This is a genomic window from Amycolatopsis sp. cmx-8-4 (genome assembly GCF_046548675.1).
Taxonomy (GTDB): Bacteria; Actinomycetota; Actinomycetes; order Mycobacteriales; family Pseudonocardiaceae; genus Amycolatopsis.
This window is the reverse complement of sequence record NZ_JAEBDZ010000007.1, coordinates 56,804-77,674: the sequence shown is the minus strand read 5'-3', so window position 1 is coordinate 77,674 and position 20,871 is coordinate 56,804. Positions and strand designations below refer to the sequence as shown.

The 20,871-nt window shown below is 70.6% G+C and carries 18 protein-coding genes; 12 read left to right on the top strand and 6 right to left on the bottom strand.

The genetic code is table 11. The features are described from left to right. Positions 1–36: 36 nt before the first annotated feature. The 5 genes from ACLJQZ_RS16550 to sucC are packed head-to-tail and all read right to left on the bottom strand — an operon-like array spanning position 37 to position 4,019. Entirely contained in the window at positions 37–972 is a 936-nt protein-coding gene (locus ACLJQZ_RS16550; protein ID WP_410620870.1) for a LysR family transcriptional regulator, read from the bottom strand. A gap of 4 nt (positions 973–976) precedes the next feature. After that, positions 977–1,819 carry a LysR family transcriptional regulator gene (locus ACLJQZ_RS16545; RefSeq protein ID WP_410620869.1) on the bottom strand — a complete coding sequence of 281 codons (843 nt, stop codon included), beginning with the start codon at positions 1,817–1,819 and terminating at the stop codon, positions 977–979. Next, positions 1,819–1,989, bottom strand: a complete 171-nt coding sequence (locus ACLJQZ_RS16540; RefSeq protein WP_410620868.1) for a hypothetical protein — start codon at positions 1,987–1,989, stop codon at positions 1,819–1,821. Before ACLJQZ_RS16540 ends, ACLJQZ_RS16545 begins: the two co-directional genes overlap by 1 nt. Then, entirely contained in the window at positions 1,989–2,870 is an 882-nt protein-coding gene (sucD, locus tag ACLJQZ_RS16535; RefSeq protein ID WP_410620867.1) for a succinate--CoA ligase subunit alpha, read from the bottom strand. The genes ACLJQZ_RS16540 and sucD overlap by 1 nt, the downstream gene beginning before the upstream one ends. Positions 2,871–2,873: 3 nt before the next feature. Beyond that, complete coding sequence (sucC, locus tag ACLJQZ_RS16530; RefSeq protein ID WP_410620866.1) at positions 2,874–4,019, bottom strand: ADP-forming succinate--CoA ligase subunit beta; 1,146 nt, start codon at positions 4,017–4,019, stop codon at positions 2,874–2,876. 258 nt (positions 4,020–4,277) lie between these two features. On the opposite strand from sucC, the gene ACLJQZ_RS16525 reads away from it, so the two are divergent. The 4 genes from ACLJQZ_RS16525 (at position 4,278) to ACLJQZ_RS16510 (ending at position 10,858) form a co-directional block, all read left to right on the top strand. Continuing rightward, the gene (locus tag ACLJQZ_RS16525; protein ID WP_410620865.1) at positions 4,278–6,008 is read left to right on the top strand and encodes a thiamine pyrophosphate-binding protein; all 1,731 of its coding nucleotides are present in this window, start codon (positions 4,278–4,280) and stop codon (positions 6,006–6,008) included. A gap of 11 nt (positions 6,009–6,019) precedes the next feature. Then, entirely contained in the window at positions 6,020–7,249 is a 1,230-nt protein-coding gene (frc, locus tag ACLJQZ_RS16520; protein WP_410620864.1) for a formyl-CoA transferase, read from the top strand. Beyond that, positions 7,250–9,376: an acetate--CoA ligase family protein gene (locus ACLJQZ_RS16515; protein WP_410620863.1), complete on the top strand. Its 2,127-nt coding sequence runs from the start codon at positions 7,250–7,252 to the stop codon at positions 9,374–9,376. Between the two features lie 102 nt (positions 9,377–9,478). Further along, complete coding sequence (locus tag ACLJQZ_RS16510) at positions 9,479–10,858, top strand: OFA family MFS transporter (protein ID WP_410620862.1); 1,380 nt, start codon at positions 9,479–9,481, stop codon at positions 10,856–10,858. 95 nt (positions 10,859–10,953) lie between these two features. Here the strand turns inward: ACLJQZ_RS16510 and ACLJQZ_RS16505 are convergent, their stop codons facing one another. Continuing rightward, positions 10,954–11,691 (bottom strand): GntR family transcriptional regulator, encoded by a 738-nt coding sequence (locus tag ACLJQZ_RS16505; protein ID WP_410620861.1) that lies wholly within the window; start codon positions 11,689–11,691, stop codon positions 10,954–10,956. A 248-nt stretch (positions 11,692–11,939) separates the two neighbouring features. Here ACLJQZ_RS16505 and ACLJQZ_RS16500 point away from each other — a divergent pair, with 248 nt between their 5' ends. From ACLJQZ_RS16500 to pucD, 8 genes are all read left to right on the top strand, one after another. Then, complete coding sequence (locus ACLJQZ_RS16500) at positions 11,940–12,929, top strand: 2-dehydropantoate 2-reductase (protein WP_410620860.1); 990 nt, start codon at positions 11,940–11,942, stop codon at positions 12,927–12,929. Next, positions 12,926–13,438, top strand: a complete 513-nt coding sequence (locus ACLJQZ_RS16495; RefSeq protein WP_410620859.1) for an NAD(P)H-dependent oxidoreductase subunit E — start codon at positions 12,926–12,928, stop codon at positions 13,436–13,438. The genes ACLJQZ_RS16500 and ACLJQZ_RS16495 overlap by 4 nt, the downstream gene beginning before the upstream one ends. A 161-nt stretch (positions 13,439–13,599) precedes the next feature. Then, the gene (locus tag ACLJQZ_RS16490) at positions 13,600–14,418 is read left to right on the top strand and encodes a hydroxypyruvate isomerase family protein (RefSeq protein ID WP_410620858.1); all 819 of its coding nucleotides are present in this window, start codon (positions 13,600–13,602) and stop codon (positions 14,416–14,418) included. After that, entirely contained in the window at positions 14,415–15,302 is an 888-nt protein-coding gene (locus tag ACLJQZ_RS16485; RefSeq protein WP_410620857.1) for a 2-hydroxy-3-oxopropionate reductase, read from the top strand. Before ACLJQZ_RS16490 ends, ACLJQZ_RS16485 begins: the two co-directional genes overlap by 4 nt. Position 15,303: 1 nt before the next feature. Further along, positions 15,304–16,995 (top strand): glyoxylate carboligase, encoded by a 1,692-nt coding sequence (gcl, locus tag ACLJQZ_RS16480; RefSeq protein ID WP_326953410.1) that lies wholly within the window; start codon positions 15,304–15,306, stop codon positions 16,993–16,995. A gap of 256 nt (positions 16,996–17,251) precedes the next feature. Next, on the top strand, positions 17,252–18,121 hold the full coding sequence (locus ACLJQZ_RS16475) for an FAD binding domain-containing protein (protein WP_410620856.1): 870 nt from the start codon (positions 17,252–17,254) through the stop codon (positions 18,119–18,121). Beyond that, positions 18,112–18,582 (top strand): (2Fe-2S)-binding protein, encoded by a 471-nt coding sequence (locus tag ACLJQZ_RS16470; RefSeq protein WP_410620855.1) that lies wholly within the window; start codon positions 18,112–18,114, stop codon positions 18,580–18,582. The genes ACLJQZ_RS16475 and ACLJQZ_RS16470 overlap by 10 nt, the downstream gene beginning before the upstream one ends. Beyond that, the gene (pucD, locus tag ACLJQZ_RS16465) at positions 18,579–20,870 is read left to right on the top strand and encodes a xanthine dehydrogenase subunit D (protein ID WP_410620854.1); all 2,292 of its coding nucleotides are present in this window, start codon (positions 18,579–18,581) and stop codon (positions 20,868–20,870) included. The genes ACLJQZ_RS16470 and pucD overlap by 4 nt, the downstream gene beginning before the upstream one ends. The last annotated feature ends 1 nt before the right edge of the window (position 20,871 follow it).

Here is a 20,871-nt window from a genome sequence, read left to right as displayed (position 1 = left end):
TCAACGTGAAGGTTTCTATCCCGGGATAGGCGCCGGCTATCGGGCCTGTTCGGCGAGGTGCCGGTGCAGCAGCGCGTCGAGGGTGCCGCGGACGTCGACGCCGCGGGCGACCTCGAGCAGCGCGCGGGCGAGGATCGGCTCGGGCGAACCCGCCGTCACCACCAGGCCGATCCGGTGTGACCGCGACGGCGTTTCGAGCGGCACCACGCGCATGCCCGGCGGCACACCGAACAGGTGCAGCCAGGCGTGGGAGATGACGCTCGACCAGTGGTGCGTGGCGACGTGCGAGTAGAGCGCGGAGACGGTGTCCGTCTCGATCGCCGGCACGACGGTGGCGCCGGCCTCGGCGAACAGCGCGTCGAGCACGCGGCGGTTGCGCATGTGCGGCATGAGCAGGCACAGCGGCAGCGTGGCGACCTCGGCCCAGCGCACCAGCCGGCGTCCGGCCAGCTCACCGTCGGACGGCGTCAGCAGCAGGTAGCGCTCCTCGTAGAGCGGGACGCAGCGCAGCCCGTGCGGTGGTTCGCCGTCCACATAGGTCAGTCCGGCGTCGAGCTCGAACGCGGTCAACCGGCGGGCGATCTCGTCGGAGGACAACGACTCCAGCGTCACCCGGGCGTGTGGGTGCCGCTCGCAGAAGGGGGCGGTGAGCATCGACATGGCGGTGAGCGCGGTGGGGATGGCGCCGACGCGCAGTACCCCCGAGAGACTGTCGCGCATCGTCGAGAGGTCCTCGTTGAGCGCGTCGCGCTCGGCCAGGATCCGCTGTGCCCACACCAGGACGCGTTCGCCTTCGGGCGTCAACCCGGCATACCGCGCGCCGCGCTGGACGACCTGGGTGCCGAGCTCGCGTTCGAGCTTCCGGATCCCGGCCGAGAGCGACGGCTGGGACACGTGACACGCCTCGGCGGCCCGCGCGAAGTGTCCCTCGCGGGCCAGCGCGACGAGGTATTCGAGCTGGCGCAGCAGCATGCGTTCAGCCTAGGTGGGCGAGCACGGCGGCGACGGGCGCCGGCGGCTCTTCGCGGTGGCTCGCGGCGAGCTGCCAGAGCGGAGGAGCGGCGAACCGCCGCGCGGTGACCTCGGGAAACCGCGCCGCGGCCGACGCCGGCAGGACACAGGCGGCCAGCCCGGCCCGCACCAGTGAAGCGGCGGCGGTGAGGTCGTCGGCCTCCAGGCTGACCCGGCGGTCCGCGAACGCGCGGTCGACGGCTTCCCGGATCGCCCACCCGGCCGGGAAGTCGACGAGCGAGAGCCCGGCGAGGTCACCGGGCGCGGAGCGGGAGCCGCCGGGGGCGGTGGCGAGGACGAGTTCTTCACCCGCCAGGGGAGTGGTGAGCAGGCCACCGCCGGAATCCGGCGGCGGCGCGACCCCGGACCCGGCGGCGGTGAGCACCGCCAGCGCGATGTCCACTGTGGACTCGGCGAGTGCGCACCCCAGCCGGTCCGGTGGCAGCTGGCGGACCTCGACGACCAGGCCCGGATGCGCCTGCCGTAGTGCGGAAAGGACCCGGTGCAGGTCGAGCAGCAATCCGGGGACCAGGCCCAGCCGGACCCGGCCGTGGACGGGGGAGATCGCCGCGCGGGCGCGTTCCACCGCTTCGAGGGCCGCCCGCGCGGCGGGCACGAAGGCCTCGCCGGCGGGCGTCAGCGCCACGCGGTGCGTGGTGCGGTGGAACAGCGGCGTGCCGAGGTCGCGTTCCAGCGCCCGCACGACGGTGGACACCGTCGACTGCACGGTGTGCAGGCGCAGTGCGGCCGCCGTGAAGCCGCCTTCCTCGGCGACGGCCACCACGACCGCGAGCTGGCGCAGGTCCATCACGTCACCTCGTCCAGCGCGCCGGTCCGCTGGTCGAGGACGAATCCGCGCATCGCGCCGGTGTGCCGCCGCGCGAACTCCGTGTCGGTGAAGGTCCGCCTTCCGCAGTCGTGGTGGTGCAGCAGCACGATCTCGCGGGTGCCGAGCAGGTGTCGCGGGTTCGCCGGCATCAGCCGAGGATTTCGCGGGCGAGGGTCGCGGTCTCGCTCGGCGTCCGCCCGACGCGGATCCCGGCCGCCTCCAGTGCCGTCTTCTTCGCCTCGGCCGTGCCGGACGAGCCGGACACGATCGCGCCCGCGTGGCCCATGGTCTTGCCTTCGGGCGCGGTGAACCCGGCGACGTAACCCACGACCGGTTTGGACACGTGGGCGCGCACGTACTCCGCGGCCCGCTCTTCGGCGTCGCCGCCGATCTCGCCGATCAGCACGATCAGGTCGGTGTCCGGGTCCTTCTCGAACGCCTCGACGGCGTCGATGTGCGTCGTCCCGATGATCGGGTCGCCGCCGATCCCGACGCACGTCGAGAACCCGATGTCGCGCAGCTCGTGCATGAGCTGGTAGGTCAGCGTGCCGGACTTCGAGACGAGCCCGATCCGCCCCGGCCCGGTGATGTCGGCGGGGATGATCCCGGCGTTCGACCTGCCGGGGGAGATGACGCCGGGGCAGTTCGGCCCGATGATCCGGGTCCGCCCGCCCGCGGCGACGGCGTGCGCCCACAGCCGCGCGGTGTCGTGCACCGGGACGCCTTCGGTGATCACCACCGCGAGGCCGATCCCGGCGTCGACGGCTTCGATCACGGCGTCCTCGACGAACGGCGGCGGCACGAACAGCACGCAGACGTCGGCGCCGGTCCCGGCCATCGCGTCGGCGACACTGCCGAAGACCGGCAGCGTCGCGGAGGCGATCTCGACGTGCTGCCCGGCTTTGCGCGGGTTCACCCCACCGACGACGTTCGTACCGGCGGCGAGCATCCGTGCGGTGTGCTTCGCGCCCTCGGTGCCGGTGATGCCCGAGACGACGATCCGGCTGTTCTCGTCCAGGAAGATGGCCACGGTTCAGACCTCCGCGATCGCGAGCCGCGCCGCTTCGCGGGCGGCGTCGTCCATGGTGGCCACCACGGTGACCAGCGGGTGCGCGGCTTGTTCGAGGATCCGCCGGCCCTCGGCCACGTTGTTGCCGTCGAGCCGCACGACGAGTGGTTTCGTGGCCCGGTCACCGAGGATCTCCAGCGAGCGCACGATCCCGGTCGCGACGGCGTCGCAGGCGGTGATGCCGCCGAAGACGTTGACGAACACGCTCCGGACCTGCGGATCGCCGAGGATGACGCTCAGCCCGGCGACCATCACCTCGGCCGAGGCGCCGCCGCCGATGTCGAGGAAGTTCGCCGGGCCGCGTGCGCCGGCGTCCGCGGCGGCCGCAGCGACGACGTCCAAAGTGGACATGACGAGCCCGGCGCCGTTCCCGATCACGCCGATGTCGCCGTCCAGTTTGACGTAGTTGAGGCCTTGCGACCGCGCCGCTCGTTCCAGCGGGTCGCCGTCGTGCGGGTCGTCGAAGGACGCCGAGTGGCGGAAGTCCGCGTTGTCGTCGAGGGTGATCTTGCCGTCCAGCGCGACGATCCCGGTGGTGGTGCGGGCCAGCGGGTTGACCTCGACGAGCGTGGCGTCCTCGCCGACGAAGACGTCCCACAGCTTCCGGACGACCTCCGCGGCCTCCTCCCGGACGTCGGCGGGGAATGCCGCGGCCACCGCGGAAGCGTCCACTCCGTGCACGGCGTTCACCGGAACCCGCAGCAGCGCTTCGGGTTTCGTCGCGGCGACCTCCTCGATGTCCATGCCGCCTTCGGTCGACGCCATGGCCAGGAACGTGCGGCCGGCGCGGTCGAGCAGGAAGGAGACGTAGTACTCCTCGGCGATCTCGCTCGCCTCGGTGACGAGCACCCGGTGCACGGTGTGCCCCTTGATGTCCATGCCGAGGATGTCGTCGGCGGCCTGCTCGGCGTCGTCGGCCGTGCGCACGACGCGGACGCCGCCCGCCTTGCCGCGGCCGCCGGTCTTCACCTGGGCCTTGACCACCACCGGCCCGCCGAGGGACACGGCGGCGTCGCGGGCGGCGGCGGGATCGGCGGCGACGCGGCCGCGGGGGACGGGCACGCCGTGTTTCTCGAAGAGATCTCGGGCTTCGTGTTCGAAGAGGTCCATGCGGGGGCGTCCTTCCGCGGCGGTGCAGAACAAGGAGGTCCGCCGTGTCCGGGCAGGCGATCGCACCCCTCGGGGCCGGCGAAAAACCCTGCGGATGGGCCTGGACACGGGCTGCTAGAAGGGTGACTATATGCCTACCCCATACGGTATGCAATCTACAGTCTGCCGCGACGAGGCCGCTGACCTCGGAGAAAGGGGAGCGGCGACGAGCGAACGCCGGGCCAGAGAGACCCGGCGTGGACCAGAGGAGTCGAGCGAATGACAACCACAGGCACCACCGCGGGGGAGAGCGCCCGGGCGACGAACGGCGCCGAACCCGCGCCGGCGGAGATCTCGGGCGGCCACCTGGTGGCCAAGGCCCTCAAGGCCGAAGGCGTCGACACCATCTTCACGCTCTGCGGCGGCCACATCATCGACATCTACGACGGCTGCGTCGACGAGGGCATCAAGGTCATCGACGTCCGGCACGAGCAGGTCGCCGCCCACGCGGCCGACGGTTACGCCCGGATCACCGGCAAACCCGGCTGCGCGGTGGTCACCGCCGGTCCCGGCACGACCGACGCGGTCACCGGCGTCGCCAACGCCCTGCGGGCGGAGAGCCCGATGCTGCTGATCGGCGGCCAGGGCGCGCTCACCCAGCACAAGATGGGGTCCCTGCAGGACCTCCCGCACGTGGACATGATGACGCCGATCACCAAGTTCGCCGCCACCGTGCCGCACACCGCCCGCGTCGCCGACCTGGTGTCGATGGCGTTCCGCGAGGCCTACGCCGGCGCGCCCGGGCCGTCGTTCCTGGAGATCCCGCGCGACGTCCTCGACGCGCGCGTCCCCCTGGAGAAGGCGCGCATCCCCGAAGCCGGCCGCTACCGGGCGTCCACCCGCAACGCCGGTGACCCCGCCGACATCGAGAAGCTGGCCGACCTGCTGGTGCACGCCAGGAAACCGGCGATCCTGCTCGGCAGCCAGGTCTGGACGACCCGCGCCACCGAACCCGCCGTGGACCTGGTGCGCACGCTCAACATCCCGGCGTACATGAACGGCGCCGGCCGCGGCACGCTGCCGCCGGGCGACCCGCACCACTTTCAGCTGTCGCGGCGGTACGCCTTCGACAACGCCGACGTCATCGTCATCGTCGGCACCCCGTTCGACTTCCGGATGGGCTACGGCAAGCGGCTGTCGCCGGACGCCACCGTCGTCCAGATCGACCTCGACTACCGGACCGTCGGCAAGAACCGGGACATCGACCTCGGCATCGTCGGCGACGCCGGCCAGGTCCTCGCCGCCGTCGCCGAGGCCGCGTCCGGCCGTTCCGACAACGGCTCGGTCGGGCGCAAGGTCTGGCTCGAGGAACTGCAGGCCGTCGAGGAGAAGGCGAAGCAGAAGCGGTTGCCGCTGCAGCACTCCGACGCGACGCCGATCCACCCGTACCGCCTCGTCCACGAGATCAACGAGTTCCTCACCGAGGACTCGATCTACATCGGCGACGGCGGCGACATCGTCACGTTCTCCGGCCAGGTCGTCCAGCCCAAGTCGCCCGGTCACTGGATGGACCCCGGTCCACTCGGGACACTCGGCGTCGGCATCCCGTTCGTGCTGGCCGCCAAGCACGCCCGGCCCGACAAGGAGGTCGTCGCCCTCTTCGGCGACGGCGCGTTCAGCCTCACCGGCTGGGACTTCGAAACGCTCGTGCGGTTCGACCTGCCGTTCGTCGGGATCGTCGGCAACAACTCGTCGATGAACCAGATCCGCTACGGCCAGGCCGCGAAGTACGGCCTCCCGCGCGAGCGCGTCGGCAACACCCTCGGCGACGTCCGGTACGACGAGTTCGCCCGGATGCTCGGCGGCTACGGCGAAGAGGTCCGCGACCCGGCCGACATCGCCCCGGCGCTGCAGCGGGCCCGCGAGTCGGGCAAGCCGTCGCTGATCAACGTCTGGGTCGACCCGGACGTGTACGCCCCCGGAACCATGAACCAGACCATGTACAAGTGAGCGGAGACAAGATGGGTAAGGCACTGGAGGGCGTCCGTGTCCTCGACATGACGCACGTGCAGTCCGGTCCGTCGTCCACGCAGCTGCTCGCCTGGCTCGGCGCGGACGTGATCAAGCTGGAGACCCCCGGCCGGGGCGACATCACGCGCGGCCAGCTGCGCGACCTGCCCGGGGTGGACAGCCTCTACTTCACGATGCTGAACGCCAACAAGCGCAGCATCACCCTCAACATGAAGAGCGACGAGGGCAAGGAAGTCTTCGAGAAGCTCGTCTCCGGCGTGGACGTCCTGGTCGAGAACTTCGGCCCGGGTGTCGTCGACCGGTTCGGCTACCCGTGGGAGAAGCTGGCCGCGCTCAACCCGCGGCTGATCTACGCCTCCATCAAGGGGTTCGGCCCCGGCCGCTACGCCGACTTCAAGGCGTACGAGGTGATCGCGCAGGCCATGGGCGGCGCGATGAGCACCACCGGCTTCGAGGACGGCCCGCCGACGGCGACCGGCGCGCAGATCGGCGACTCCGGCACCGGCATCCACCTGGTGGCCGCCATCCTCGCCGCGCTGTACCAGCGGACGTCCACCGGCCGCGGCCAGCGCGTCCAGGTCGCCATGCAGGACGCCGTGCTCAACCTGTGCCGGGTCAAGCTGCGCGACCAGCAGCGGCTGGCGCACGGGCCGCTCGGCGAGTACCCGAACGACCACTTCGGCGACGAGGTCCCGCGCTCGGGCAACGCGTCCGGCGGCGGCCAGCCGGGCTGGGCGGTGAAGTGCGCGCCGGGCGGCCCGAACGACTACATCTACGTCATCATCCAGCCGGTCGGCTGGGCCCCGCTCGCGCGTCTGCTCGGCAAACCGGAGCTGGCCGAAGACCCGGCCTGGTCCACCCCGGAGGTCCGGCTGTCCAAACTGGACAAGGTGTTCGCGCTGGTCGAGGAGTGGACCGAGACGCACACCAAGTGGGAGGTGATGGAGGCACTCAACGCCCACAGCATCCCGTGCGGCCCGATCCTGTCGACGCAGGAGCTGATCGAGGACGAAACCCTCGCCGCGCTCGGCTCCGTCGTCGAGGTCGCACACCCGGAGCGGGGCAGCTTCAAGACCGTCGGCTGCCCGCTCAAGCTGTCCGACTCGCCCGTCGAGATCGAACGGTCGCCGTTGCTGAGCGAGCACACCGACGAAGTGCTCGGCGAACTCGGCTACGGCGAGGCCGAGCTGGACAAGCTTCGTTCGGCCGGGGTGATCTGAGTGGCGGATCGCGCGGCGGTCGAGAAGATCCTCGAACAGGCGGCGGCCGAGGGACGGTCCTCACTGACCGCGCCCGAGGGGCGTGCGGTGTGCGAGGCGTACGGCATCCCGACGCCGGCGGAGCGGCTGGCGGCCACGGCCGAGGAAGCCGTGACGCAAGCCCTGGAGATCGGGCTGCCGGTGGTGCTCAAGATCGTCTCACCGGACATCCTGCACAAGACCGAGGCCGGCGGTGTCCTCGTCGGCCTGAAAGATCCGGAGGCGGTGTCGGCCGGGTTCGCGAAGATCGTCGAGAACGCCAAGGCGTACAACGCCGACGCGGAGATCCTCGGCGTCCAGGTGCAGCGGATGCTGACCGAGGGCCAGGAGGTGATCATCGGGTCGGTCACGGACCCGACGTTCGGCAAGATCGTCGCCTTCGGTCTGGGCGGTGTGCTCGTCGAAGTCCTCAAGGACGTCACGTTCCGGCTGGCGCCGACCAGCACCGAGGAAGCGCTTTCGATGCTCGACGGCATCCAGGCCGCGGAGATCCTGCGCGGGGTCCGCGGCGCCGAACCGGTCGACCGGGACGCGCTCGCCGGCGTCATCCACGCCCTCGGGCAGCTGGTCACCGACTTCCCGCAGCTGTCCGAAGTGGACCTGAACCCGGTGCTGGCCACGCCGTCGGGCGCCACCGCCGTCGACGTCCGGATCCTCGTCGACCCGGACGCGGCGAAGGAGCCGGTGCGGTTCACCCAGGAGGAGATCCTCGTGTCGATGACGCGGATCATGAAACCGGCGTCGATCGCGGTGATCGGCGCGTCCGCCGAGGCCGGGAAGATCGGCAACTCGGTGATGAAGAACCTGGTCAACGGCGGGTACGCGGGGGAGATCCACCCGATCAACCCCAAGGCCACCGAGATCCTCGACCGCAAGGCCTACGCGAGCATCGCCGATGTCCCCGGTGACGTCGACGTCGCGATCTTCACCATCCCGGCGAAGTTCGTCGCGGCCGCGCTGGAGGAGGCGGGGGCGAAGGGCGTCGCCGGCGCCATCCTCATCCCGTCCGGCTTCGGCGAGACCGGCAACATCGCGCTGCAGGACGAGGTCGTGGCGATCGCGCGCAAGCACGGCGTCCGCGTGCTCGGGCCGAACATCTACGGCTACTACTACACGCCGGAGAACCTCTCGGCGACGTTCTGCACGCCGTACGACGTCAAAGGAGGCGTGGCGCTCTCGTCGCAGAGCGGCGGTATCGGGATGGCGATCCTCGGGTTCAGCCGCTCGGCGAAGATGGGCGTGTCCTCGATCGTCGGTGTGGGGAACAAGGCCGACATCGACGAAGACGATCTGCTCACCTTCTTCGAGCAGGACGAGCACACCGAGCTGATCGCCATGCACCTCGAGGATCTGAAGGACGGCCGGTCGTTCGCGGAGACGGCGAAGCGGGTGTCGCGGCGCAAGCCGGTGGTCGTGCTCAAGGCGGGCCGGACGTCGCAGGGCGCGAAGGCGGCGAGCTCCCACACCGGCGCGCTGGCCGGGAACGACAAGGTCTACGACGACATCCTGCGCCAGAGCGGCGTCATCCGGGCGCCCGGGCTCAACGACATGCTCGAGTACGCCCGGGGCATCCCGCTGCTGCCGACGCCGAAGGGCGAGAACGTCGTCATCATCACCGGCGCGGGCGGATCCGGCGTGCTGCTCTCGGACGCCTGCGTCGACAACGGCCTCAGCCTGATGGAGATCCCGCCGGACCTCGACACGGCGTTCCGCAAGTTCATCCCGCCGTTCGGCGCGGCGGGCAACCCGGTGGACATCACCGGCGGCGAGCCGCCCTCGACCTACCGCAACACGATCGCGCTGGGCCTCGAGGACGACCGCATCCACGCCCTGATCCTGGGCTACTGGCACACCATCGTCACCCCGCCCATGGTGTTCGCCGAGCTGGTTTCCGACGTCGTCGCCGAGTACCGCGCGAAGGGCATCCACAAGCCCGTCGTCGCGTCGCTCTCGGGTGACGTCGAAGTCGAGGAAGCCAGCGACTACCTCTACCAGCACGGGGTCGTGGCGTATCCGTACACGACCGAGAAGCCGGTCGCGGTGCTCGGCGCGAAGTACCGCTGGGCCCGGGCCGCGGGACTGCTTTGAAGTACTCCACAGGGGCTGTCCGACCGACGAGGAAAGGACGAAGATCCACCGCACGACTGCACGCAGAGGGACATGAGTCAACGGTGACGAAAGAGAACTCTTATGACCGCAGCGACGTACCAGGAGATCGTTGACGAGAACGGACGGGTCTACCGAGTAGGCGAGACGCCGCAGGACATCATGGGGCGCTCGCGAAGCTGGATGGTGTGGCTGCCCTGGATCGCCATGATGGCGGTCAGTGTCTTCGAATACGGCTGGGGCGCCGTCGAAGGCACATTGGAAGAGAAGTACGGCTGGTCGCTCAGCGACGCGTTCTGGCTGGCCAGCATCTGGGCCGTGTTCCAGGCCGGGGTCGCGTTCCCGGCGGGCCGGCTGCGCGAGAAGAACATCATGTCGGCGAAGACGGCCATGCTGGCCGGCGCGGTGTGCAGCGGCATCGGCTACTTCACCATCTCCCACAGCGGCAACCTGGCCGTGGCCTTCATCGGCTACGCCGTGCTCGGCGGCACCGGCGCCGGGCTGGTGTACGCGACCTGCATCAACATGGTCGGCAAGTGGTACCCCGAGAAACGGGGTGCGAGGACGGGCTTCGTCAACGGCGGGTTCGCCTACGGCGCCGTCCCGTTCATCTACGTGTTCGCCGCGTTCCTCACCCCGACGAACTACACGGTGGTCCTCGACGTCATCGGCGTCTACATGCTGCTCGTCGTCGGGGTCTGCGGGTTCCTGTTCAAGGACCCGCCGAAGAGCTGGTGGCCCCGGGAGGTCGACCCGAAGAACTGGGCCGCGAACCGGCGGACCAAGAGCGGCGGCCTGGCCAAGAACCCGCCCGCGGTGAAGCAGTTCTCCCCGATGGAGGCTATCCGCACCGGCATGCTCCCGCTGATGTGGGTGTGCCTGGTGATCATCGGCGGGGTTTCCCTGTTCGGCATCAACTTCCAGGTCCCGTTCGCCAAGGAGAGCGGGTTCGGGGCGTTCGTCGCGGCGTCGTCGGCCGGGGTGCTCTCGATCGTCAACGGCACCGGCCGCGCCGTGGTCGGCTGGGTGTCGGACCGGATCGGCCGGCGGCAGACGCTCACCGTCGTGCTGGTGATCGCCGGTGGCGCGCAGTTCGGCATGATGTACGCCGGCAACACGCACAACCTGGTCCTGTTCATGGTGTTCGCGTTCCTGACCGGGTTCGGCGGCGGGGCGTTCTACCCGCTGTTCGCGGCGCTCGTGCCGGACTACTTCGGCGAGAACAACAACGCGTCGAACTACGGCCTGGTCTACAGCGCGAAACTGATCGGTGGCGTCGGCGGCGGTGGCCTCGCCGCGGGGGTCATCAGCGCGTGGGGCTACACCGGCGCGTACATCCTCGCCGGGTGCATCGCGCTGCTGTCCGCGGTGCTGACGCTGTTCCTGCGCCAGCCCAAGCGGACGCACCACCAGCTCGCCGAAACCGAGCTGGTGGCGCGACCTTCCGCCACTACGGGCGGCTGATCCGGACACCCGGCTTTCGGGGTTCCAAGGGGCTTGCCCCCTGGCGGGGTCCGGGGTTCGACCCCGGAAGATCCAGCGCCCCGGTCCTGCGGACATCAGGACCGGGGCGCGTCCGGACGTTCGTGGTAGGCCTGGCGGGTCCGTTCGGTGTGCTTGGTCATGATCTTCTCGGCCGCTTCCTCGTCTTCCATCGCGATCGCGGTGATCAGCTCTTCGTGCTCGTGCCAGGCGTCCTGCCCGCGGGGCCGGGCGATCGGCGTGTAGTACCAGCGGACCCGGCGGTCGACGAGGCCGATGAGCTCGGCCAGGACGGCGTTGCCGGACAGCTCGGTGATGAACGCGTGGAGGGCGGCGTTGGCAGCCACCAAGCCTTCGGTGTCTTCGGCCTTGAGCGCCTTGACGCCGATGTTCTGCAGTTCCCACAGGCGTTTGACGTCGTCCGCGGTGGCCCGGCCGGCGGCCAGTTTCGCGGAGTGCGTCTCCAGCACGCTGCGGACGCTCAGCAGCTGGTCGGCCTCTTCGTCGGTGGGCAGGTGCACGAACGCGCCCTGGGCGGGGCGGAGGTCGACCCAGCCTTCGCTCTGCAGCCGCTGCAGGGCCTCGCGGACGGGCTGGCGGCTGACCCCCAGGTACTCGGCGAGATCGGCCTCGACCAGGTGCTGCCCGGGTTCGAGGGTGCGGTTGATGATCAGCTCGGCGAGGGCCTCGTAGACGACCTGGCGCAGCGGCGCCGGCCGTTCGACGCGCTTGGCGGGGGTCGAGCCGAGCGCGCCCTTGGCCGTGCGGCGGCCGGTCGGGCCGCGCTCGGGGAGCGGGGAAGCGGGCTGGCTCACGGGACACCTCGAGACGGAGTGGAACACGGCGGTCTGCGCTCAGGATACAGGTTTTGGTATGCAAAATCCCGGAATCTCACCCGGAGCGGGTGTTTTCGGTCGAGGTGGATCAGCGGTCACCAGCGGAAATGACCGATTGTGCCGGATTGTCACGCTTCGCTGCGCCGCCTGAGTGGTTTACCTGGTCTCGATCGTGGATCCAGGATACTGTATGCAATCACGTGCTCGACCGAAGTGGGAGGCGCATCATGAAGGTGGCAATTCTCGGAGCCGGAGCGATCGGCGCCTACGTCGGGGCCGCGTTGCACCGCGGTGGGACCGAGGTGCACCTGATCGCCCGGCGGGCCCACCTCTCGGCGATGCGGGAGCACGGCGTCCGCGTGCTGAGCCCGCGTGGCGACTTCACCGCGCACCCGCACGTCACCGACGACCCGGCCGAAGTCGGCGAGGTCGACTACGTCTTCCTTGGCCTGAAAGCGAATTCCTACGCCACGAGCGGTCCGCTCCTCGCCCCGCTGATGGGCCCGGAGACGGCGGTCGTCGCCGCGCAGAACGGTATTCCGTGGTGGTACTTCCACGGCCTGAAGGGACATCCGCTCGAAGGCCGTCGCGTCGAGACGGTCGACCCGGGCGGCGAGGTGACCGCCGTGCTGGAGATGCGGCGCGCGATCGGCTGCGTCGTCTACTGCTCGACGGTGATCGAGGAACCCGGCGTGATCCGGCACCTGGAAGGCACCCGGTTCTCCCTCGGCGAGCCGGACGGCGAGATCTCCGCGCGCTGCACGGACTTGAGCGCGGCGATGGTCGCCGGCGGCCTCAAGGCACCGGTGGAACCCGCACTGCGCAACGACATCTGGGTCAAGCTGATGGGCAACGTCGCGTTCAACCCGCTCTCGGCCCTGACCCGGGCGACCATGGCGCAGATGTGCGAGCACGACGACACGCGCGCGCTGGTCGCCACGATGATGACCGAGGCACTGGAGATCGCCCGCGCCGCGGGCAGCGACCCGCAGGTGTCGGTGGAGAAGCGCATCGACGGCGCCTGGCGCGTCGGCCACCACAAGACGTCGATGCTGCAGGACCTCGAAGCCGGCAAGCCCCTGGAGATCGACGCGATCATCGGCGCGGTTGTCGAGCTGGCCGAACTGACCGGCGTCGCGGCACCCGCGCTGCGCCACGTCCACGCCGCCATCGGCCTGCTCGACCGCACGGTCAACGCCCCGATCCCGGTCGGATGATGCTCGAGTTCCCCGACGTCCGCCAGGCGCGCGAGGAACGCGAGGTGATCGGCGGGTTCGCCGGACGCGACCAGCTGCTGCCCGTCCTGCACGCGGTCACCGACCGGATCGGCTGGATCAGCCCGCACGCCCTGAGTCTCATCGCGTCGACGTGGGGAGTACAGCCGGCCGAGGTGGCGACGGTCGTCCGCTCGCACCCGCGGTTCTCGCTGGATGAGCGCCCGGGACGGCAGCTGCGCGTGTGCACGGACGTCGTCTGCCGGGACGCCGGAGCGGACACCGTGTGCGACGTCCTCACCGAGCACGTCGGCGCCGCGGGGAAGGCGGTCGCCGGGGTCATGTGGCTGCGCAGCCCGTGCTTCGGCGCCTGCGAAGAAGCCCCCGCGGCGCTGGCGTTCCAAGCCGGCGACCCGCCGATGACCGAACGGCTCGCCCCGGCGACCGGCGCGTCGGCGGTACTGAGCACCCGGCGCCCGTTGGTGCCCGAGTCCGATGTGGACGGCTCCTAGGCGTACGCGTCCGAGGTTTCGTCGACAGGGGTTCGGTAGTGCCTCGGGCGCCGTCCGCGCCGCGATCGAGGGCAAGCCGCCACCCGTTGACCCCGACGCAGGTCGCGGGCTATTCTCGATATGCGAAAGAAAAATTCCGGATAGCGAAATTTGAGGACGCGATGCCAGAAGAGGGGCACACCCTGCCGTACGTCGCCAACCTGTCGATCCTGTTCAAGGAGGTACCGCTGCTCGAGCGGGCGGGAGCGGCGCGCGCGGCGGGCTTCACCGACGTCGAGTACTGGTGGCCGTTCGACGTGGCGGTCCCGGAGCGGGACGACGTCGACGCCTTCGTCGCGTCGCTTGAAAACGCGGGTGTCCGGCTGCGCGGGCTGAACTTCTACGCCGGCGACATGGCGGCGGGGGAGCGCGGCCTGGTGTCGTGGCTCGGCCGGGAGGCCGAGTTCGCCGACAGTCTCGTCGTCGCGCTCGGCATCGCCGAACGCACCGGGTGCCGCAGCTTCAACGCGCTCTACGGCAACCGGCTCGACGGCGAGGACCCCGCCAAGCAGGACGACCTGGCGCTGGTCAACCTCGCGAACGCGGCCGAGGGCGCGGCGAAGATCGGCGCGCAGCTGGTCCTCGAACCGCTCTCCGGCGCGGACCGCTACCCGCTCAAGACCGCCGCGGACGCCGTGGCCGTGCTCGACGACCTCGGGCGCGGCAATGTGCGGTTGCTGGCCGACCTGTACCACCTGGCAGTCAACGGCGACGACCTGGACGCCTTGTCGACGACGCACATCGCCCGGATCGGGCACGTGCAGATCGCCGACGCGCCCGGGCGTCACCAGCCCGGCACCGGGACCGTCGACCTCGGCGGCCACCTCGTGAAGCTGCAAAAGGCGGGTTACGACGGGTTCGTCGGGATCGAGTACGTCCCGGAACCCGACACCCTCGCCTCGCTGGACTGGCTGCCGATCACCCGAAGGGGACGAGCATGAAACTGGGATTCATCGGACTGGGCGTGATGGGCGCGCCGATGGCCGCGCACCTGGTCGCGGCCGGGCACGACGTCAGCGGCTTCGACGTCACCGCCGCGGCCGGCGAAAAGCTGCAGGCCGCCGGCGGGCGAGCCGCCACCGACGTGGCCGACGCGGTGGCCGGGGCGGACGTCGTGATCACGATGCTGCCGAACCACCCGCAGGTCGAAGCCGTCGCGCTCGGCGAAGGCGGGGTCCTCGCCACCGCCGCGCCGGGCACGCTGCTGATCGACATGAGCACCATCCGGCCGGAGACGTCGATCGAGGTCGCGAACGTCGCGCGGGACAAGCAGATCCGTGTCCTCGACGCGCCGGTGTCCGGCGGCCAGGCCGGCGCCGAGCAGGCCGCGCTGTCCATCATGGTCGGTGGTGACGCGGCCGACTTCGACGCCGCGAAGCCGCTGTTCGACGCGCTCGGCAAGACGATCGTGCACGTCGGCCCGCACGGCGCCGGCCAGGTCGTGAAGGCCGCCAACCAGCTCGTGGTGGGCGGGATCTACGGCCTGGTCGCCGAGGCGATCGTGCTGCTGGAAGCGTCCGGAGTGGATGCCGCCACCGGGCTCGACGTGCTCGCCGGGGGACTGGCCGGTAGCCGGATCCTCGAGCTCAAGCGCAAGTCCATGGTGGACCGCCAGTTCGCGCCCGGGTTCCGGATCGACCTGCACCACAAGGACATGGGGATCGCGCTGGCCGCCGCCCGGCAGGCCGACGTCGCGCTCCCGCTGACGGGCCTGGTCGCCCAGCTCGTCGCCGCCGGCCGTGCCATGGGGTACGGCTCCCTGGACCACTCGGCCCTGCTCAAGGTCGTCGAACAGTTGTCGGGCCGCGTCCCGGCGGAGGTGTGACATGCCCCGGATCCCCGTCATGCAGGCAGTCGTCGACGTCCTGGAGAGCGAAGGCGTCGACACCGTCTTCGGCTGCCCCGGCGCCGCGATCCTGCCCCTGTATAACGCCCTACAAGGCCGTGCGATCGAGCATCTGATCGTCCGGCACGAAGAAGGGGCCACGCACATGGCCGACGGCTGGTCGCGCACGACCGGCAACGTCGGCGTGGCGATCGGCACGTCCGGCCCGGCCGGCACCAACATGATCACCGGCCTCTACACCGCGCACGCGGACTCGATCCCGATCATCTGCATCACCGGGCAGGCGGCGTCGGACAAGCTGCACACCGAGGCGTTCCAGGCGGTCGACATCGTCGAGATCGCCAAGCCGGTCACCAAGTGGGCGGTGCAGGTCAAGGAAGCGGCGCAGCTGCCGTGGATCTTCCGCGAGGCGTTCCGGATCGCCCGCTCGGGCCGCCCCGGCCCGGTGCTCATCGACCTGCCGATCGACGTCCAGAAGCAGGACATCGAGTGGGACTCCTCGATCGACTCGGCCCTGCCGGTCCCGACGATCAGCCCGGCGCCCGCGCGCGTCGAGCGTGCCCTCGACCTGCTGCTCGCCGCCGAACGGCCGCTGATCCTGGCCGGCGGCGGGGTCGTGCTCGGCGAGGCGAGCGAGCAACTGCGCGCCGCGGCCGAGCGGCTCGACGTCCCGGTGCAGGTCACGCTGATGGGCAAGGGGAGCTTCCCCGAGGACCACGAGCTGTTCGCCGGGATGGCCGGCATCCAGACGTCGCAGCGCTACGCGAACGCCGCCTTCCTGGAAGCCGACCTGGTCCTGGCGCTCGGCGCCCGCTTCGGCGACCGGCACACCGGCGAGCTGTCGGTGTACCGGGGCGACCGGAAGTTCATCCACGTCGACATCGAGCCGACGCAGCTGGGCAAGGTGTTCGGCCCGGACCTCGGGATCGTCTCGGACACCGGCGAGTTCCTCGACGCGCTGCTGGCGGCGCTCGAGAAGCGCGAGTTGAAGGCCCGTCGTGAGTGGGTCGGCCGGATCGCGGAGCTGAAGGAAGCGCTTCCCCGCCGGGAGGACTTCGACACCCTGCCGATCAAGGCACCCCGGGTGTTCAAGGAGATCAACGAAACCTTCGGCGAGGACACGTACTTCGTCACGGCGATCGGGCTCTACCAGATCTGGTCGGGCCAGTTCCAGAAGGCGCACAAGCCGCGTCACTACCAGGTGTGCGGTCAGGCCGGCCCGCTCGGCTGGGAGATCCCGGCCGCGATCGGCGTCAAGAAGGCGCGGCCCGAGGCCGAGGTCGTCGGCGTGGTCGGCGACTACTCGTTCCAGTTCCTGGTCGAGGAGCTGGCCGTGGCCGCGCAGTACGACGTCGGGTTCGTCCTGATCATGCTCAACAACGAGTACCTCGGCCTGATCCGCCAGGCCGAGACCGGCTACGACATGAACTTCGAGGTCGACATCCACTACGACGCGATCGGCACGGACAACGTGAAGATCATGGAGGCCTACGGCTGCTCGGGCACCCGCGTGCACGAGCCCGGCGAGATCCGGACGTCGCTGGAGTGGGCGCGCAAGGAGGCCGAGCGCACCAGCCGCCCGGTCCTGGTGGAGATCATGATCGAACGCGAGGGCAACGCCGCGATGGGCGCCGCGCTCGACTCCGTCCGCGAGTTCGAACCGGCGGGCTGAGCAGTCTGCCGCAGCTCGTCGTGAGTGCGTAACAGTGTTCTAACACTGTTACGCACTCACGACCCCCAGCGTGACCCAGGCCGCCGTGCGAGACTCCGACCTCGCACGGCGGCCTTTCCGCGTCCGCGGGACGGCAGTTGTCGGAAAGTACAAACGCGGGCCCGAAATTCACCCCTCTTTCAGGGGTTTTGCCGTGGTCCCGGCCACACCCGAGCGTGTGTACTTCTTGCCGAAGCACCCCGAAAGGACGTCCACAGTGGAATTCCTCCGACCCGCCTCGCTGGCCGACGCGCTCGCCGCGAAAGCCGCGAACCCCGGCGCGGTCCCCCTCGCCGGCGGCACGGACGTGATGGTCGAGATCAACTTCGACCACCGCAGGCCCGGCGCCCTGCTCGACCTCGGCCGCGTGGCCGAGCTGCACGAGCACGGCACCGACGGTGCCCGGATCCGGATCGGCGCCGCCGTGCCCTACACCCGGATCATCACCGAACTGGGCGAACGGCTGCCCGGCCTCGCGATGGCGTCGCGGACCGTCGGCTCACCGCAGATCCGCAACCGCGGCTCCGTGGGCGGCAACCTGGGGGCGGCTTCCCCCGCGGGCGACGCGCACCCGGCGCTGCTCGCGGCCGGCGCGGAGGTCGAGATCGCCTCCGTACGCGGCACCCGGGTCGTCGCGGTGAAGGACTTCTACACCGGCGTCAAGCGCAACGTCTTGGAGCCGGACGAACTCATCACGGGCGTGTTGCTGGCCCCGGCCACCGGGCCCCAGCAGTTCAGCAAGATCGGCACCCGCAACGCGATGGTCATCGCCGTCGCCGCCTTCGGGCTGGCGCTGCACCCGGCCGAGAAGCGCGTGGGCACCGGCATCGGCTCGGCCGCGCCGACGCCCCGCCGCGCGTTCGACGCCGAAGAGTTCCTGGCCGGCGAGCTGGACTGGGAGTCGCCCCGGGCGTTGACCGACTCGGTGAAACGCCGCTTCGGGGACCTGGTCGCGGCGGCCGCCGCGCCGATCGACGACGTCCGGGGGAGTGCCGCCTACCGCCGGCACGCGCTGAGCGTCATGGCGCGCCGGACGCTGACCTGGGCCTGGGGCGAATACTGCGAAGGGAGCGCCAAGTGCGCGTGAACGTCACCGTCAACGGCGAACCCCGCCGGGCGGACAACGTCTGGGAAGGCGAAAGCCTGCTCTACGTCCTGCGCGAGCGGCTCGGCCTGCCGGGCTCGAAGAACGCCTGCGAGCAGGGTGAATGCGGCTCGTGCACGGTCTACGTCGACGGCGTCCCGGCGTGCGCCTGCCTGGTCGCGGCCGGGCAGGCCGAGGGCCGCGACGTCGTCACCGTCGAAGGCCTCGCCGACGGCGACACGCTCGACCCGGTCCAAGAGTCCTTTGTGGAGCACAGTGCCGTCCAATGTGGCTTCTGCACCCCGGGCCTGCTGGTGGCCGCGCACGACCTCATCGAGCGCGTCCCCGACCCCAGTGACGTCGAGATTCGTGAGGCGCTGGCCGGGAACCTCTGCCGCTGCACCGGCTACGAGAAGATCCTCGACGCCGTCCGTGACGCGGCCGCGAAGAAGGCGCTCCGATGAGCGCCCCGGCCCGGTCGCCGCAGGAGCTGCACGACACGATCACCGGCGGCATCGGCGAGAGCCCGCTGCGCCCGGACGGCACCCTGAAGGTGCGCGGCGAGTTCGCCTACTCGTCCGACCTGTGGCACGAGGACATGCTGTGGGGCGCGACCCTGCGCAGCCCGCACCCGCACGCCCGGATCGTCCGCCTCGACGTCTCCCGCGCGCTGGCCCAGCCGGGCGTGCACGCGGTGCTCACCCACGAGGACGTCCCGGGCGAGAACGTCTACGGCCTCAAGTTCCAGGACACCCCGGCGCTGGCCGGCGACCTGGTGCGCTACCAGGGCGAGCCGGTCGCGATCCTCGCCGCCGACCACCCGGAGATCGCCCGGCAGGCGCTCAAGGAGATCGTCGTCGAGTACGACGTCCTCGAGCCGATCACCGACCCGGAACGGGCCGCGCACGACGACACCTTGGCGAAGCTGCACCCCGACGGGAACGTGGTCCGCCACCAGCGGATCGTCAAGGGCGACCCGGCCGCGACGGCGGAGGTCGTGGTGTCCGGCGTCTACGAGATCGGCATGCAGGACCAGGCGTTTCTCGGCCCCGAGTCGGGCCTCGCGGTCCCGGCCGAGGACGGCGGCGTCGACCTCTACCTCGCCACCCAATGGCTGCACGTGGACCAGCGTCAGACAGCGAAGGCCCTGGGCCTGCCCCTGGAGAAGGTCCGGCTGACGCTGTCCGGCGTCGGCGGCGCGTTCGGCGGCCGCGAGGACCTGTCGATGCAGATCCACTCGTGCATGCTCGCGCTGCGCACCGGCCGCCCGGTGAAGATGAGCTACAACCGGCTGGAGTCGTTCTTCGGGCACGTCCACCGCCACCCGGCGAAGATGTACTACGAGCACGGCGCCACGCGTGACGGCAAGCTCGTCTACGTCCGCGCGAAGATGTACTTCGACGGCGGCGCGTACGCGTCGAAGACCCCGGTCGTGGTCGGCAACGGCACCACGCTGAGCGTCGGCCCGTACGACGTGCCCAACGCGCACATCGAGGGCTGGGGCGTCTACACCAACAACCCGACCTGCGGTGCGATGCGCGGGCTCGGCGCGGTGCAGCCGACGTACGCCTACGAGTCCCAGATGGACAAACTGGCCGCCGCGCTCGGCCTGGACCCGGCCGAACTGCGGATCCGCAACGCGCTGAGCGAAGGGTCCACTGTGGTCACCGGCCAGGTGGTCGACTTCCCGGCGCCGGTGGCCGAGCTGGTCCAGCGGGTCCGCGACCTGCCGCTGCCGCCGGAGCCCACGGGCGAGCGCGACATCCGGGACCTGCCCGGCGGCGCGTCCAACACGACCCACGGCGAAGGCGTCGTGCGCGGCGTCGGCTACGGCGTCACGATCAAGAACATCTCCTACGCCGAAGGCCTCGACGACTACTCGACCGCCCGCGTCCGGCTGGAGGTGATCGGCGGCGAGCCGGTCGCGCTCGTGCACACCGCGGCCGCCGAGGTCGGCCAGGGCCTGGTGACGCTGCAGCAGCAGATCGCCCGCACCGAGCTGGGGTTGACGCGGGTGAGCGTGCACCCGGCCGACACGAGCGTCGGCGACGCGGGTTCCAGCTCGGCCTCCCGCCAGACCTACGTCACCGGCGGCGCGGTCCGCAACGCCTGCCGCGCGGTCGCCGACGCGGTGTACGCCCGGCTCGGCCTGTCGTCCGAAGGCATGTCCCTGACGGGCGGCAAGATCGTCGCGGCCGACGGCGAAGTGGTCGCCGACCTCGCCGACCTGCTCGGCGAGACGGCCGTCGAGGAGACCCGCGAGTTCCACCACCGCAAGACCTACCCGCTCGACCCGGAGACCGGCCAGGGCGACGCCCACGTGCAGTACGGCTTCTCCGCCCACCGCGCGGTCGTCGACGTCGACTTGGACCTCGGCCTGGTCAAGGTGGTGCAGCTGGATTGCGCCCAGGACGTCGGCAAGGCGATGAACCCGGACGCCGTCGTCGCCCAGATCCAAGGCGGCTCGGCCCAGGGCCTCGGGCTCGCGGTGATGGAGGAGATCCTGGTCAAGGACGGGAAGGTGCGGAACCCGTCGTTCACCGACTACCTGATCCCGACCATCCTCGACATGCCGCCGATGCGCGTCGACGTCCTCGAGCGCCCCGATCCGCACGCGCCCTACGGCGTCCGCGGCGTCGGCGAACCGCCCACGATCTCCGCCACCCCGGCGATCGCCAACGCCATCCGCGCGGCCACCGGCCTCGAGCTGCCGCGCGTCCCCATTCGCCCCGAACACATCACTGGAGTTTGAG

Coding starts and splice junctions, on each gene's coding strand:
- gcl (WP_326953410.1), top strand. CDS start 15,304: ATGCCCCGGATCCCCGTCATGCAGGCAGTCGTCGACGTCCTGGAGAGC.
- ACLJQZ_RS16485 (WP_410620857.1), top strand. CDS start 14,415: ATGAAACTGGGATTCATCGGACTGGGCGTGATGGGCGCGCCGATGGCC.
- ACLJQZ_RS16500 (WP_410620860.1), top strand. CDS start 11,940: ATGAAGGTGGCAATTCTCGGAGCCGGAGCGATCGGCGCCTACGTCGGG.
- pucD (WP_410620854.1), top strand. CDS start 18,579: ATGAGCGCCCCGGCCCGGTCGCCGCAGGAGCTGCACGACACGATCACC.
- ACLJQZ_RS16540 (WP_410620868.1), bottom strand. CDS start 1,989: ATGCCGGCGAACCCGCGACACCTGCTCGGCACCCGCGAGATCGTGCTG.
- ACLJQZ_RS16545 (WP_410620869.1), bottom strand. CDS start 1,819: ATGGACCTGCGCCAGCTCGCGGTCGTGGTGGCCGTCGCCGAGGAAGGC.
- ACLJQZ_RS16495 (WP_410620859.1), top strand. CDS start 12,926: ATGATGCTCGAGTTCCCCGACGTCCGCCAGGCGCGCGAGGAACGCGAG.
- ACLJQZ_RS16525 (WP_410620865.1), top strand. CDS start 4,278: ATGACAACCACAGGCACCACCGCGGGGGAGAGCGCCCGGGCGACGAAC.
- ACLJQZ_RS16490 (WP_410620858.1), top strand. CDS start 13,600: ATGCCAGAAGAGGGGCACACCCTGCCGTACGTCGCCAACCTGTCGATC.
- ACLJQZ_RS16510 (WP_410620862.1), top strand. CDS start 9,479: ATGACCGCAGCGACGTACCAGGAGATCGTTGACGAGAACGGACGGGTC.
- ACLJQZ_RS16550 (WP_410620870.1), bottom strand. CDS start 972: ATGCTGCTGCGCCAGCTCGAATACCTCGTCGCGCTGGCCCGCGAGGGA.
- sucC (WP_410620866.1), bottom strand. CDS start 4,019: ATGGACCTCTTCGAACACGAAGCCCGAGATCTCTTCGAGAAACACGGC.
- frc (WP_410620864.1), top strand. CDS start 6,020: ATGGGTAAGGCACTGGAGGGCGTCCGTGTCCTCGACATGACGCACGTG.